This window comes from Aliihoeflea sp. 40Bstr573, from assembly GCF_024105655.1.
In the GTDB taxonomy this organism is placed as follows: domain Bacteria; phylum Pseudomonadota; class Alphaproteobacteria; order Rhizobiales; family Rhizobiaceae; genus Aliihoeflea.
The window spans coordinates 41,426-54,647 of record NZ_JAAAMH010000018.1; the positions used below are offsets into that span (position 1 = coordinate 41,426).

Here is a 13,222-nt window from a genome sequence, read left to right on the forward strand (position 1 = left end):
GCTCACATCCTCGCCACGCCGAAACTGTTGGGATAGGTGATGCGCCGCCGCCCCTCGACCGCCGTCTTCAGGCAGAAGGCGAGCACGCGGCGGGTGTCGCGCGGGTCGATCAGTCCGTCGTCCCACAGGCGCGCGGTGGCGAACAGCGCCGTCGATTCGCGGGCATAGCCGTCGGAAATCTTCTTCGCGAAGGCCGCCAGCTTCTCATGATCCGGCTCGCGCCCCTGCGCGCGGGCGGCATCCTCGCCGACGATCGTCATCACCTTCGCCGCCTGCTCGCCGCCCATGACCGACAGGCGATTGTTGGGCCAGGAGAACAGGAATTGCGGGTCGAAGGAGCGGCCGCACATGCCGTAGTGCCCGGCGCCGAAGGACGCGCCGATCTGGATCGTGATCTTGGGCACGCTGGCATTGGTGACGGCCTGGATCATCTTGGCGCCGTGCTTGACGATGCCGGCACGCTCGGCCTCGATGCCGACGAGATAGCCGGTCGTGTTCTGCAAAAACACCAGCGGGCGGTTGGTCTGACAGGAAAGCTGAATGAACTGCGCTGCCTTGACCGAGCCGTTGGCGTCGATCGGGCCGTTATTGCCGATGATCGACACCTGCTGCCCCTCGATGGCCGCATGGCCGGTCACGGTCATCGCACCGTAGTCCGGCTTGAACTCGAGGAATCGCGAATCGTCGACGATGCGCGCGATCACCTCGCGCACGTCATAGGGCGTGCGGTAGTCCACCGGCACGATGCCGAGCAGATCCGCGGCATCGTATCGCGGCGGCTTGAACGCGCGCTCGACCGCCGGCGGCAGATTGTCGTTCCAGGCAAGGCTCGCCATGATCTCGCGGGCGATGCGGCAGCCGTCGGCGTCGTCCTCGGCCATGTATTCGCCCAGCCCCGAAACCTCGCAGTGCATCTGCGCGCCGCCCAGCGCCTCGGCCTCGGCGATCTCGCCGGTCGCGGCCTTGAGCAGCGGCGGGCCGGCGAGAAACACGCGCGAGCGCCCGCGCACCATCACCACATAATCCGACAGGCCAGGCTGATAGGCACCGCCCGCGGTGGACGAGCCGTTGACGACGGCGACGACCGGGATACCCGCGGCCGAGAGCTTCGCCAGATTGGCGAACATCCTGCCGCCGCGCACGAAAATCTCGGACTGGCGCGCTAGATTGGCGCCGGCGCTCTCGACCAGCTGGATGAAGGGCAGCCTGTTCTCCAGCGCGATCTCCTGCGCCCGGATCAGCTTCTCGACGCCGAGCGGATGCATGGCGCCGCCCTTGATGCCGGAATCGCTGGCCAGCACCATCGCGCGCACGCCGGAGACGAAGCCGACGCCGGCGATGGCGCCGCCGCCATAGACCTCGTCCTTGCCGTCATCGTCATGCATGCCGAGGCCGCAGAGCGTCGACAGTTCGAGAAAGGGCGAATCGCGGTCGAGCAGAAGGTTGACGCGCTCGCGCGGCAAGAGCTGGCCGCGCGCGGCGAAGCGGCCGGCCGACTGCTGCGACCGCTCCCTGACCTTCGCCTCCAGCGCCCGGAACTCGGCGATCAGGCCGAGATGGGCCTCGCGGTTCGCCTTGAACTGGGCGCTCTCCGCGATGACCTTGGATTGGATAACCGACAAACCTGCCTCCCCCTCAAGGGCCAGTGGATATTCAAGCGACAGTCATGGGCGGGACTGGCGGGCGATCAGCCTTTCGAGCGCGGCGAGCGCGTTTTCCAGGCGCTCGGCATGGTCCGGCTGCGCCGGCTCGCGCCGCGCCGCCCAGCCGCGCAGCAGCGTCGCGACATAGGCCCGCGCCGTCTCGTCGAGGTCGATCTCGCGCCCCGCCAGCACCGTGCGCGTTCCCAGATGCTCGAGGCCGCCATAGAAGATGTCCCGGCACATCGGGATATCGAGGCCCGGTTCCAGCGCGCCCTGCCGGTCAGCCTCCTCCAGCGCCGAGCGGAAAAGCCCGGCATAGGCCTGGTTGTGGCGATGGAACGCCGAGCCGCGATAGTTCGTCCAGCGCCATTGGCGGTAGACCAGCTCGTGAAGGCGCGGCTTGCGCCGCATCTCGGCCAGATGCCGCCGCGCCAGGATGAAGAGCCGCGCCTCCAGCGTGACCGTCGCCTCCAGCTCGACCTTCAATTCGGTGGTGACCGGCCCCATCCAGGCCTCGACCACCGCCGCCATCAGCTCGTCCTTCGAGCCGAAATATTTGTAGACCGTGCCCTCCGAGACGCCGGCGCGCCGGCCGATCGCCGCGACGGAGGCATCCTCGCCGCCGCCGGCCTCCAGGCACTCGAGGGCGGCGGCCAGTATCTCGGCGTGGCGATGATCCTTGCGCCGCTGCCAGCTCGATGTCCTCCCTGCCACGTCGCCGCTCAATTGAGTGCACCTTATTAATGATTGCCCGCGCTATCGGGTGGCGATATAGTCATGCGCCTAGAAAGCATGAAATTTCGGCCTTCGCAACTCCCTGCCGGGAGAATTAGTGAGACCGCCTCATTTTATCCGGCAAGCGTCCGGCGCGCCATGCAAGGAGGAACGCGATGAAGCTGACGCCGGACCATGAGCGGATCACGGACACGGTTCGCCGCTGGGCGGCGCTCGCCCGCCACGGCAGCGCCGAGTTGAGGGCGGAGTTCTTGGCGCCGGCGATAAGCGGCGCCTTCGTCGGCTGCCTCGGCGTGTCCGAGGTCGGCGCGGGGTCCGACGTCGCCTCCATCAGGACCACGGCGGTGACGGACGGCGACGACTACGACGGCCACGTCGATCGGCGGGCCGCGACTTTGTCGCGCAACTCCCTGCGCTTTATCTTTCCGGTCAATGTCTTTGGAAGCGCTTCGATAAAGGCGATCTCGCGCGGATATTTGTAGGGAGCGGTGAGCGCCTTGCAGTGCTCCTGCAACGCCTTCGCCAGCGCGTCCGTGCCCTCGGGCCGGCAGCGCGCAGTTGGGAAGGACTAGCGGCCGCCTACGGCCTGAGCGAGGCGCACATGCCGGAGATGCTCGCATCCGCCGTCCTTGCGGTGCTGTTTAGAGTTGGTTTCCCCCGGCCAGAAACACCGGTCCGGTTGAGACCGACACGGAGGAAAGGCTGGCGTGGCAGAGCATCTGCGGCGGGTGTCCGGCACCTGTCAGATGCCATGAACCACCCCCGCTTCCATTCGCAAACCTTGGTCCGATCCGTCTCTTCGTCAATCAACCCCAGAGGGGTCGGCTTACGCGAGCGTGCCGCCCTCGCGGATTCGGGACATGCCCGAACGCCCTCGGGTGATTGCAGATCCGGTCAGACACTTCGGGCGCCTGTCGCGCGGGGGATGGTCCCCCGCCTCCCAAAGACAGGAGCCGGAACCCATGTCCTATGCAGATGCCACCGCCTTCGCCGCCAGCCTCGCCACCACGCTGATGGTCCCGATTGTCGTGTTCCAGGCCGGAGATGGAACCCACGGCGCCATGCCCGCCAACGAATTCGACGGCGACGACGAGATGGTGGAACTGGAACTCGACCCATGGAGCTGAGGCGCGAAAGCGCCTCATTCCCGCCGGCCCGGAACGCGCAGGATGCATCCGGGTCTTCCGCCATGCGACGGTTGGCCCATCGCCAGAAACGGACGCCTTCGGCAGATGAGAGGAAGAGGTCGGGCCTTTGGCCGTGACGGGTTGGATGTTGAGAGAAAGGCTCTCGGCGCCCGTCGCGGAGCGATCCAGATGATCCATAGCAGCCAATCCACCTTGGCCCCGATCGGGCGGATTCTCGCCAGCCGGGTACTACCCGAATATCAGCGGGCGCAGAAGTTGCCATTGCGCATTTCCTGCCTTGGCGCCGTCAGCTATGCCGGAGCCACGGATGCCGATTATCGCGACCGCAGCGTCTTGCTCGGCGAGGCTGCATCGCCGGAAGGTGCCATCGCTCTTGCCGGGCTCTGCGTTTCGCGCGGTGATATCGGCCGTGGCGACGACACCGGGTTGTGCTTCGAGCCGCGCCTTATTGTCATTCAGGACCGCGCGCTCGGCCTGGTCCTCGCCGGTGAAATCCGTGCCGGGATCATCCTCTGGCAGCAGCCGGTTGCCAGCGACAGCGAGGCCCGCCGCATCGTTATCGAAGCCAGCCGGCAGCGCGGCCTGGCATTCGCTGCCTCCGGGCGGGGCGATCATGCGTCGGCCAGCGCCCTGCGGTTCCGGGCGGCACTGCTGGAAGCCCGGCTGGTCGATCCGCTTTGGCGCGAGACCGCCGCCGAGCTGTTCCATCTGCCGCAAGCAGCCTGATCCCTTTTTCTTTCTTCAATCAGCCCGGCCTCGCGCCGGACTTTGTCGTTTCAGGAGCCTGTCATGGCCGACTATTTCACCCATTTCTCCTGTCTGCTCGATGTCGGCACACCCGACAACGCCGCTCATGCACTCGATCTTTACAATCAGCTTCGGGCTGCACCACACTGACCGTGAGTGGCCGCTCGGTGAGGAACAGTACGCCTGCGCCCAGCACCAGAACCACCGCCACCGCACCGTATATCCACCGCCGCCGCATGACTTAGTCCTCCTTCGCGGCCAGAAGCCGCAGCTGCACGTCGAGGAGCCGCTTTCCTTCCCCGATCAGCGAGAAGTTGCGCGCCCCAAGGGACCAGCGGATCGCCATGCCCTGCACCAGCGACGTCAGCAGAACGGCGGCATCTTCCGGGACAACTTCGCGGCGAAGAGAGCCGGCGTCCTGGCCACGCGCCAGTTCGGCGACGATCAGCGCCTGAAACTTCATCAACAGGCCGCGAAAGGCGGCGCGCAGATCCTCGTTACCGACATTCAGCTCGCGCGAGAACAGCAGCATCGGCAGCGCCGGTGTGGCCACGATCTGCCCCAGTTGCGCGCCCATCAACGCCTTGACGCGATCGATAGGGTCGTCGGTCTCATTGAGAGCCTGCTCCCATTTCATAGCCAGTTCCCCGGCCACGTGGTCCGCTACGGCAAGCCACAGCAGCGCTGAACGCGCTGCATGGCGAGGGCATCCGCATCGTCATGCTGACCGGCGACAATAAAACAACGGCCGAAGCCGTCGCCCGCCAGCTGGGCATCGACGAGGTCGAGGCCGACGTTCTGCCGGATGCAAAGAGCGCCGTGGTGAGCCGCCTCAAGGCGGAAGGCCGGGTGGTGGCGATGGCGGGCGACGGCGTCAATGACGCGCCGGCGCTGGCGGCTGCCGATGTCGGCATCGCCATGGGATCGGGCACCGATGTTGCGATTGAAAGCGCCGGAGTCACCCTGCTCAAGGGCGATCTCATGGGGATCGTCAAGGCGCGGCGGCTATCTGAGGCGACCATGGCGAACATCCGCCAGAACCTGTTCTTCGCCTTCATCTACAATGCCGCCGGCATCCCGGTTGCCGCAGGCGTGCTTTACCCCTCTTTCGGTCTCCTCCTGTCACCGATCATCGCGGCGGCCGCCATGTCGCTGTCGTCAGTCAGCGTCATCGCCAACGCGCTGCGGTTGCGGGGGCTGAAACTTTGACTAACGCCGTGGCGTCAATCGCGCCAGTAATTGTTGGCGGCCGCGACCGTCTGGAAATGGATGGCGATCACCTGCGAGGAGGCGATCAGTTGGGTGGTATCCTGATCGTAGGCCGCGCGCAGCTTGTCGCGAATTTCGGCGGAAGGCTGGGTGACCTTGACGCCGACGCGCGCCATTTTGGTGGCAAGGTCGAACCCCTCCTGCGGGGTCACTGTCTTGAGTGAGGGAAGCCAAGGGTCAGCTATGATGTTTCCTTCCAGGAATATGAATGCGCAACAACCGTAGTCTACGTGAACCGCCGGCGAAAGCATCCCCTGTGGCCAGGCCCGCCGGGCGTCAGGCCCGAAACGCCCTCTCGTGCGGAAAATCTCCTCCGGCGATGTAAGCTTCTTCCGCCGGCGTCGATGCTCGGCCGAGGACCTGATTGCGGTGCGGGTGGCGGCCGAAAGCGGCAATGACCTTGCGTACGTCGCCGGCCTGCTTCACCAGTGACTGGTAGGTTGGCTGAAGGGAAGCGGGCGCTTGCGCTGCGATCTCCTCGCGAAGCCTGATGAGCAGGTCGATGCGCGCGAGATGGTCCGGGCCTTCGCAATGGCCAAGCGGCTGGCTGTAGACGATTTTGAACCATGGCACGTGCAGCGATGCGTAATGGCCGTTCGAGAACCCCTCCATCGCCAGCGACAGCGCGGCAGGGTCCTGCGCGAAAGCGCGCGGCGTGCCGCGCCACAGCGAGCGCGAGAACTGGTCGAGCACGATAATGAGCGCCAGCCTGCCTGCGGGGTCGCTGGCCCAGTCGTCGAGATCGCCTGAGGCTGCGCGGCTTGTGAGGTCGGCGAAGCGCGCGACGATCGCGTCATCCGCTCCGCCATGCAGCCGCCACGACCAGTGATTGCGATGAGTTTCGGCCTTTATCTGTGAGGAGCGGCCTTCAGGAAACCAGAAGTCGAGAACGTTGGCCCATGGGGCGGTGCTGGTATCCATGTCGATCCTTTCCGGCAGTTGCCAGCGATGAGACAGGGTTGGCGCGGCAAGAACAACAGACCCCGCATCGGAGCGGGGTCTGCGAGGAGGCTTCAGCCGCGCGCGGCCTCGGTCGCGGGAAGGGCGGCGGCTTTTGCAGCCCTCCCGCCGGGCGCGGTGGCCTTCGGTACGCGCAGCAGGCGCATGCCGTTGGCGATGACGATCAGCACCGAAAGCTGGTGGACCAGCATGCCGCCGGCCATGTGGACATTGCCGGAGAACACGCCCGCCAGCAATCCCGCCACCGTCACCAGCGCGATAACGAGGTTCTGGCGCATATTGCCGAGCGTGGCGCGCGAGATTGCCATCGCCTCCGGGATCTTGCCGAGATCGTCCTTCAGCAGCGCGATGTCGGCGGTCTCGATGGCGACGTCGCTGCCGGCCGCGCCCATGGCGATCGAGGTGTCGGCGGCGGCGAGAGCGGGGGCATCGTTGATGCCGTCGCCGACCATGGCGACATGCGCGCCGTCCGCCTTCATCTTCCGGATCAGTTCCAGCTTGTCCTCGGGCATCAGCCCGGCATGGACCTCGTCGATGCCGACCTCGCGGGCGATGGCCTCGGCCGCGCCATGCTGGTCGCCGGTCAGCATGACCACGCGGCCTATGCCGATCTCGCGCAGCTGGGCGATGGCTTCCGCCGCGCCTTCGCGGGCCATGTCGGACATGCCCAGCAGTCCGATCAACTGCCCGTCACGCGCCACGAGGATCGGCGTCTGGCCGTTGGAGAGCAGACGCTCCAGTGCAGCTTCGCCCTCCTGGCCCAGCGGGATGCCGAGCGTATCCATCAAGCGGCGGTTGCCAGCGGCAATCGTCCGACCGTCGATGCGGGCGGTGAGGCCCATGCCGGCATGTTCCTCCAGCGCCTCGGGCGTGGAAAGCGGGCCCTGCTTGCGGCCGGCCTCGACAATCGGGCGGCCGAGCGGGTGGGTCGATCCGGCCTCGGCGGTTGCGGCCAGATGCAGCAACTCGGCCTCGGCAACGCCACCCAGCGCGACGATAGAGGCAAGCTGCGGCTTGCCTTCCGTCAACGTGCCGGTCTTGTCGAGCGCCAGCGTGTCGATCCGGCCAGCACTTTCCAGATGCTGGCCGCCCTTGATGAGAATGCCGCTGCGCGCCGCCCGGCCGATGCCGGCGACGATGGAAACCGGCGTCGAGATCACCAGCGCGCCGGGGCAGCCGACGACCAGCAGCGTCAACGCCAGGCGGATATCCTGCGTCATGGCGAAAGCGGCGATCGCGAGCCCGATGATCGACGGCGTATACCATTGCGCGAAGCGCTCGATCATGCGCTGGCTCGGGGCCTTTTCCTCCTGCGCTTCCTCGACGCGCTGGATGATGCGGGCAAGGGTGGTGTCGGCGCCGACATTGGTGGCGCGGATGCGCAGCAACCCGTTCTCGGCGATCGTTCCTGCATGAACGTGGCTGCCCGGCGCTTTTTCGGCGGGCATTGGCTCACCGGTAATCGCCGCCTCGCTGACGGCGGCGGTGCCTTCGGTCACCTCGCCGTCCACCGGGATGCGCTGACCGGCTCTGACCAGAACGGTCTCGCCGATTTCGACCATATGTGCTGGTATTTCGACGGGATCGCCGTCGCGCAGTACAGTTGCCGTGGCGGGTGCGGCATCGAGCAGCGCCTTCAGCGCGCCACGGGTCTGGCCCATGGTGCGCGCCTCGAGCCACCCGCCGAACATGAAGAGGAATGTGACAGCCGCCGACTCCCAGACCTCGCCGATAATGAGCGCACCGACCGCCGCGACGGTGACGAGCAGCTCGATGCTGAAATGCTTTACACGCAGCGAGCGCCAGGCGCGGATGGCGATGTCGGAGCCGGCAAGAAAAGCCGCCGCGACCATCAGAGCCGTCCATGCCTCGATCATGCCGAAGCCGTAGCGCGCCAGAAGGCCGGCCGCGATCAACCCGCCGCTGCCGACCGTCAGCCAGAAGCGCCGCCGTGCCGGATGCACGAAGGCGCTCCTGATACTGGTGACGAGACTGGTCATCTCATCCTCCTTTCATTCAGATCTCTGGAAACGGCCGCCGCGCCGGCTCGCGGCGCGGCGAAACAAGCGGAGTGCCGATCAGAAGGCGGCAGGCTGCGCCTCGTAGCCGGTTCCGCGCACCGCCTCGACCAGGGCCTCGACACTCGATTGCGCGGGGTCGTGCTCGACCTCGATCTTGCCGGTGTTGAAACGCACCTCGGCCTTTGCAACACCCGGAAGGGCGTTGAGCGCCTTTTCGATCTTCGGCACGCAGGATGGGCAGGAAAGCTCATCGCTGCGCAGTATGGTTTTCTGGGTCATGATCGGGCTCCTTTCGATAATGGGGAGGGGTGTCCCTGCATCATTGATCTAAGGGTTCGACTCCGCCTTGCGATTGGCGAAACCGGCAAGCCAAACTTGCATGAATGCACAGGAAGCTACCTTGGTTCTGGTGCATCGGGCGACCACATTGGGAGTTGTGGTGAAATTGTTGTCCAACGAAAGGAACTTCCGTGCATGAATGCACAGGTAGCGATTTTCGACTTCTTGGCGGATGCATTGATGGTGAGATGCGCCGCTGCTGGAGGGGAGGCCTGCGTATTCACGCCGAATTCGTATCGGCGACATGGCCACATGCGAAGATCTCATGGGTCGGCTTTGAGTGAGATGACGAAACGAGCCGACATTTATGCAATGAACTAAATAAAGGAGTATATCATGCGTGGATTTGTTGATGACATCGAGGAACTGACCGAAGGGAACACGGATTTTCGCCGTGTTCTTTATACGGCAAAGAATATGCAGCTCGTCCTGATGGCGCTTCAGCCCGGCGAGGAGATCGGCGAAGAGGTTCATGACGACGGCGACCAGTTCTTCCGCGTCGAGGATGGCGAAGGCGAAATCCTGATCGAGGGCAACGTGAGCAGGATCAAGGCCGATATGGCCATGATCGTTCCCGCCGGGGCGCGGCATAACGTCAAGAATACCGGCAATGAGCCGCTGAAGCTTTATACGATCTACAGCCCGCCCGAGCATGTCGACGGCGTCGTTCATCCAACCAGGACTGAAGCCGACGCGGCTCATGAACATTTCGACGGAAAGACCAGCGAATAACGCCGTTAGGCAAACGGTGATTTGCGGTGACAACACCCATGAATGGTGTTCCTGCTTGCTCTCCCGCACCGAACCGCGAGAGGGCAAGATGACAATTCTTTACCCGGAGATGATTTGAAGACCTCGATGCCCGCCGGACTTCCTACCGCGCGGCTGCGATTATCCGTCAGACCTGACATTCGCCATCGGTGCCATGGTGGTGCCGGTCATCGACGGTCTGCTCTTCGAACTGCCGTTGCCCCTGCTTACCGTTCGCGACGGAGAGCGCCGGTGCATGCCGAACGGCATCTATTGGATCGTGTAAATGGGGCGGCGCAGTGTTCCGATGCAACTTGGTGAACGGTATTGGAACCCTCGCCCTCCAACCTTGGCAAGGGGATCGGCTCTTATGCCGCTGTCTGGAAAAGCAAGTAGAGATGGGTGCGTACTCCCGCAACCATCTTTACCGGCGCTGATTGCAAGTTGTGATCGATGCCGGTCCCCGCAACCATCTTTACTTGTTCGGGCAGCAAGTGAAGATTAGATCCAGCCCCCGCAACCAAACAAAACCACCCAAATCCCACAACTTGCGCCGCGCCGAGCCAGCCTCTCGATCCGGCATCCGGCAGTTCTTGGTCCGCGATCCATGAGACGCACGGACGCAATGGCAGATCCTGCCCCCACAATCCATTCAGCAAATCCGTGAGCACACCCGCACAAGCCGCCATAAGGGCAGCTGGCGTGGGGGGCTGCAAAGGTTTGCTCCAATCGCCTTACGCCGGGGGGGTGTGCTTCCGGGCGCGGGCGGTATATTGCGCTTGTGTACCTTCTTTCGGGAAGGGCGGAATGTTTGGCGCAATTGACAAGCGGGAGAGACGGGCCAGATGGATTTGGGAATCAGGGGCCGCACGGCCATTGTTTGCGGCGGGTCGAAAGGGCTTGGGCGCGGGTCGGCGGAAAAGCTGGCGGAAGCCGGCGTCGACATCGTGCTCAATGCGCGCTCGGCCGAGCCGCTGGAGAAAACGGCGGGCGAGATTGCCGAGCGCTACGGCGTCAAGGTGACGACTGTTGCGGCCGACGTAACGACGCCGGAGGGCCGCGCCAAGCTGCTCGAGGTCGCGCCTGCGCCGGACATCCTCGTCACCAATGCGGGCGGGCCCCCGCCCGGGCTGTGGAACGAGTGGGGCGAGGAGGAGTGGCAAGGCGCGATCCGCGCCAACATGCTGACGCCGATCCACCTCATCACCGCTGTGCTGCCGGGCATGATCGAGCGCAAATGGGGCCGGATTGTCAACATCACCTCCGGCTCCGTCAAGGCGCCGATCCCGGCGCTCGGCCTTTCGGGCGCGGCGCGCAGCGGACTGACCGGATTCGTCGCGGGCACCTCGCGCCAGGTTGCGCGGCACGGCGTGACGATCAACAACCTGCTGCCCGGCCAGCACGAGACGGCGCGCATCGAATCGCTGATGAACAACACTGCGAAGCAGAAGGGCATCACGGTCGACGAGGCCCGCGAGGCGGCCTATGCGGCCAATCCGGCCGGCCGCTTCGGCACGACCGAAGAGTTCGGCGCGGCCTGCGCGTTCCTTTGCAGCGCGTATGCGGGCTACATCGTCGGCCAGAACATCCTGCTCGACGGCGGCGCCATCAACGCGACGCTGTGACGCCGCCCGGATGCGGCCCACGGCGGCCGCATCCCTTTTCCTTCGTCTTGCCGCGCGGGGGGCGAACTGATCTAGTCCAACGTCCACCCAGCGCCCGCGAGGAGACTTCATGCTGCGTTCCAAGCCCGTCCCCATCGACGCGGTCTACGTGCCGACGGCGCGCAAGAAGACGCTTCATCCCGAAACGGCGCGCGTGCTCGCCGAGGACATTCTGGAAAACGGGCTGAAAACGCCGATCCAGGTGCGCGAGGACGGTGCGCGCTACGTTCTGGTCGAGGGGCTGCACCGGCTCGAGGCGATGAGGTTTCTCGGCGAGACGACGATCGACGCCTATCTCGTGCAGGCGCGCAGGCATTAGCTCGCGCTCACCGCGCCTGCCTTCTCGGCATCCGGCCATTGTCGAAGAACGGGAAGCGGGGCGCGCGGGCCGTGCCTTCCGATATGTAGGAGAGTGGCGCGAACCCGCGCACCCCGCCGATGGCTGTCTGGCTTTCGGCCGGTCACAGCAGAGACGATCAGAAGATTGTCGCCGCCGCGGCTTTTCCCGCACGGTCATACGACCGCGCCGGCCTGTTCCCAGCCCTCACGTGCCCAGCGGGGTCCGACGCCCATCGGGGGGAGGTCATCGCCGCCCTCCCGACACCCGGTGCGCACCGGTTCCCACGAGGGCGATGCGGGGGAGTATGGGGGAGGTTAGGGCGAGGGGGATAAGTTTTTCGGGTCGCCGGTGCTAGCGTGGCCGTCATGACAGGCTACGTCTACATGCTTGGGCATAGCAACTTCGGAACTCGCCAGGTTGGTTCAGTCACGCCAACGTTGACCGTGCCACCAACTCTCCCAAACGCGTCCGCGCTTCTAACTCAGTTCTGTAGCTCTTGCAGTCCGGGCGACGTCGACGTCCTCCAATAATGTATTCTACTGACGGTTTGATGCGTGGCTGGAAGAAGGCGCGTTCCTCCCTTCCTTCAAACGCGCAGATCCATTCATTATCGTTCAAGCGGATCCAGCGCCGGGCCGGCCGAAGCCGCTCCAACTCTTGCCGAAGGGCGGCAGCCGTCGGATACCTTCTGGCAACGACAGGATTGATCGCCTTCCTGATAATGCGCTTCAGTTTAGGTGGCATGTGATCGGCGTAGCCTATCAGGTTTGCGAGCTTGCCTTCTATAACGAGGGTGGGCCAAGTGGCGTTGTTCAGCACTGCGTCCCACCCGGTCATGTCGTTCACGGCACGGAGCAGGGTCATTCCCGCGGCGAACACGTCACTGGCTGCCGAGAACTCCTCGTTGTTGATGGCCTCGGGCGAGGCATGCGGACGATAGAAGTAGTCAGTTACCCTAACCCCACTCTCCGGATGGATGACGGTGCCAAAATCCGACAGCTTGGCGATCCCGCCCGTCAGCATAATGTTGCCCGGCTTGACGTCGCGGTGCACTATCCCGCGGTTGTGAGCGTGTTCCAGGGCAAACAGGATCTGTTTCAGGTAGCCAATAACTTCGATTACTGGAACGAACTCCCGTTGCAGCCGATCGGCCAGCGAACCGCCTTCCAGGTACTCCATCTCGATGAGTACAGCGCCGTCGAAGACGTCGGCTGTGAGTACCTTCACGACGTGATCATGACCGCAAAGGCTTTGTGCCTGCGCCTCAACTACGGCGCGATGGCCGACGGGATTAGCGACGCGGATTAGCTTCAGGGCGGACTCGCGATTCAGGTTTCGGTTTACGACGTGGAAGACTTCGCCGAACTGACCGCTGCCTAGCGGCCGGATAATTTCATACTTATTGAGCAGGATTTCACCAGGCTGGAACGTAAGGGAAGCAAAAGCAGACATCAGAGGCTCATCCATGCGGCGAGGGCGGCTAGGGTCAGGACCCATTAATTTGTTGAGTTGATGGCTGTTGGGTGATTCAAGGTGGCAGGAGGTGCTGCCTTGAGTGATTTGCTGATGCTGACGGCGGCGCAGATGCGCCGGATTGAGCCGTACT

At 64.5% G+C, this 13,222-nt stretch carries 14 protein-coding genes and 2 pseudogenes; 7 read left to right on the forward strand and 9 right to left on the reverse strand.

Annotation, left to right across the window (positions count from 1 at the left end):
• Window positions 1–2: 2 nt before the first annotated feature.
• Window positions 3–1,622, reverse strand: coding sequence for an acyl-CoA carboxylase subunit beta (locus GTK01_RS17215; RefSeq protein ID WP_252928304.1), 1,620 nt, complete (start codon window positions 1,620–1,622; stop codon window positions 3–5).
• A 42-nt stretch (window positions 1,623–1,664) separates the two neighbouring features.
• Window positions 1,665–2,357, reverse strand: coding sequence for a TetR family transcriptional regulator (locus GTK01_RS17220; RefSeq protein WP_252928305.1), 693 nt, complete (start codon window positions 2,355–2,357; stop codon window positions 1,665–1,667).
• Window positions 2,358–2,587: 230 nt separating this feature from the next.
• Here GTK01_RS17220 and GTK01_RS17225 point away from each other — a divergent pair.
• Window positions 2,588–2,743: pseudogene (locus GTK01_RS17225) on the forward strand (acyl-CoA dehydrogenase); the annotation flags it as partial.
• Here GTK01_RS17225 and GTK01_RS17230 read toward each other — a convergent pair.
• The gene (locus GTK01_RS17230) at window positions 2,740–2,892 is read right to left on the reverse strand and encodes a hypothetical protein (RefSeq protein ID WP_371924384.1); all 153 of its coding nucleotides are present in this window, start codon (window positions 2,890–2,892) and stop codon (window positions 2,740–2,742) included. The pseudogene GTK01_RS17225 and the gene GTK01_RS17230 sit on opposite strands and share 4 nt — an antisense overlap.
• 448 nt (window positions 2,893–3,340) lie before the next feature.
• Between GTK01_RS17230 and GTK01_RS17235 the strand changes: the two genes are divergently transcribed.
• Window positions 3,341–3,505: a hypothetical protein gene (locus GTK01_RS17235; RefSeq protein WP_009451523.1), complete on the forward strand. Its 165-nt coding sequence runs from the start codon at window positions 3,341–3,343 to the stop codon at window positions 3,503–3,505.
• Window positions 3,506–3,694: 189 nt separating this feature from the next.
• Window positions 3,695–4,252 carry a hypothetical protein gene (locus GTK01_RS17240; protein ID WP_252928307.1) on the forward strand — a complete coding sequence of 186 codons (558 nt, stop codon included), beginning with the start codon at window positions 3,695–3,697 and terminating at the stop codon, window positions 4,250–4,252.
• 262 nt (window positions 4,253–4,514) lie between these two features.
• On the opposite strand, the gene GTK01_RS17245 is transcribed toward GTK01_RS17240, so the two are convergent.
• A complete protein-coding gene (locus tag GTK01_RS17245) occupies window positions 4,515–4,910 on the reverse strand; it encodes a TetR family transcriptional regulator C-terminal domain-containing protein (RefSeq protein WP_252928309.1) in 396 nt (131 codons plus the stop codon).
• A 38-nt stretch (window positions 4,911–4,948) separates the two neighbouring features.
• Between GTK01_RS17245 and GTK01_RS17250 the strand changes: the two are divergent.
• Window positions 4,949–5,482: pseudogene (locus tag GTK01_RS17250) on the forward strand (HAD-IC family P-type ATPase); the annotation flags it as partial.
• A gap of 14 nt (window positions 5,483–5,496) precedes the next feature.
• Here GTK01_RS17250 and GTK01_RS17255 read toward each other — a convergent pair.
• The 4 genes from GTK01_RS17255 to GTK01_RS17270 all read right to left on the reverse strand — a co-directional run bounded on the left by GTK01_RS17255 (window position 5,497) and on the right by GTK01_RS17270 (window position 8,802).
• On the reverse strand, window positions 5,497–5,727 hold the full coding sequence (locus tag GTK01_RS17255) for a hexameric tyrosine-coordinated heme protein (RefSeq protein ID WP_252928322.1): 231 nt from the start codon (window positions 5,725–5,727) through the stop codon (window positions 5,497–5,499).
• Between the two features lie 91 nt (window positions 5,728–5,818).
• Window positions 5,819–6,463 (reverse strand): DUF924 family protein, encoded by a 645-nt coding sequence (locus tag GTK01_RS17260; protein WP_252928311.1) that lies wholly within the window; start codon window positions 6,461–6,463, stop codon window positions 5,819–5,821.
• A gap of 92 nt (window positions 6,464–6,555) precedes the next feature.
• Window positions 6,556–8,502, reverse strand: coding sequence for a cation-translocating P-type ATPase (locus tag GTK01_RS17265; protein WP_252928313.1), 1,947 nt, complete (start codon window positions 8,500–8,502; stop codon window positions 6,556–6,558).
• A 78-nt stretch (window positions 8,503–8,580) separates the two neighbouring features.
• The gene (locus GTK01_RS17270) at window positions 8,581–8,802 is read right to left on the reverse strand and encodes a heavy-metal-associated domain-containing protein (RefSeq protein WP_024845349.1); all 222 of its coding nucleotides are present in this window, start codon (window positions 8,800–8,802) and stop codon (window positions 8,581–8,583) included.
• Between the two features lie 396 nt (window positions 8,803–9,198).
• On the opposite strand from GTK01_RS17270, the gene GTK01_RS17275 reads away from it, so the two are divergent.
• The 3 genes from GTK01_RS17275 (at window position 9,199) to GTK01_RS17285 (ending at window position 11,595) form a co-directional block, all read left to right on the forward strand.
• Window positions 9,199–9,594 carry a cupin domain-containing protein gene (locus GTK01_RS17275; protein WP_252928314.1) on the forward strand — a complete coding sequence of 132 codons (396 nt, stop codon included), beginning with the start codon at window positions 9,199–9,201 and terminating at the stop codon, window positions 9,592–9,594.
• 863 nt (window positions 9,595–10,457) lie between these two features.
• A complete protein-coding gene (locus GTK01_RS17280; protein WP_252928316.1) occupies window positions 10,458–11,237 on the forward strand; it encodes an SDR family oxidoreductase in 780 nt (259 codons plus the stop codon).
• Window positions 11,238–11,346: 109 nt separating this feature from the next.
• Window positions 11,347–11,595 carry a ParB N-terminal domain-containing protein gene (locus GTK01_RS17285; protein WP_252928318.1) on the forward strand — a complete coding sequence of 83 codons (249 nt, stop codon included), beginning with the start codon at window positions 11,347–11,349 and terminating at the stop codon, window positions 11,593–11,595.
• Window positions 11,596–12,042: 447 nt separating this feature from the next.
• Here GTK01_RS17285 and GTK01_RS17290 read toward each other — a convergent pair.
• A partial coding sequence (locus GTK01_RS17290) for a serine/threonine-protein kinase (protein WP_252928320.1) occupies window positions 12,043–13,222 on the reverse strand: 1,180 nt, incomplete at its 5' end.

What these genes read in the sequence shown, in the direction of transcription:
- GTK01_RS17270 (WP_024845349.1), bottom strand. Translation starts at nt 8,802, where the DNA reads ATGACCCAGAAAACCATACTGCGCAGCGATGAGCTTTCCTGCCCATCC.
- GTK01_RS17260 (WP_252928311.1), bottom strand. Translation starts at nt 6,463, where the DNA reads ATGGATACCAGCACCGCCCCATGGGCCAACGTTCTCGACTTCTGGTTT.
- GTK01_RS17265 (WP_252928313.1), bottom strand. Translation starts at nt 8,502, where the DNA reads ATGACCAGTCTCGTCACCAGTATCAGGAGCGCCTTCGTGCATCCGGCA.
- GTK01_RS17275 (WP_252928314.1), top strand. Translation starts at nt 9,199, where the DNA reads ATGCGTGGATTTGTTGATGACATCGAGGAACTGACCGAAGGGAACACG.
- GTK01_RS17235 (WP_009451523.1), top strand. Translation starts at nt 3,341, where the DNA reads ATGTCCTATGCAGATGCCACCGCCTTCGCCGCCAGCCTCGCCACCACG.
- GTK01_RS17285 (WP_252928318.1), top strand. Translation starts at nt 11,347, where the DNA reads ATGCTGCGTTCCAAGCCCGTCCCCATCGACGCGGTCTACGTGCCGACG.
- GTK01_RS17240 (WP_252928307.1), top strand. Translation starts at nt 3,695, where the DNA reads ATGATCCATAGCAGCCAATCCACCTTGGCCCCGATCGGGCGGATTCTC.
- GTK01_RS17280 (WP_252928316.1), top strand. Translation starts at nt 10,458, where the DNA reads ATGGATTTGGGAATCAGGGGCCGCACGGCCATTGTTTGCGGCGGGTCG.
- GTK01_RS17245 (WP_252928309.1), bottom strand. Translation starts at nt 4,910, where the DNA reads ATGAAATGGGAGCAGGCTCTCAATGAGACCGACGACCCTATCGATCGC.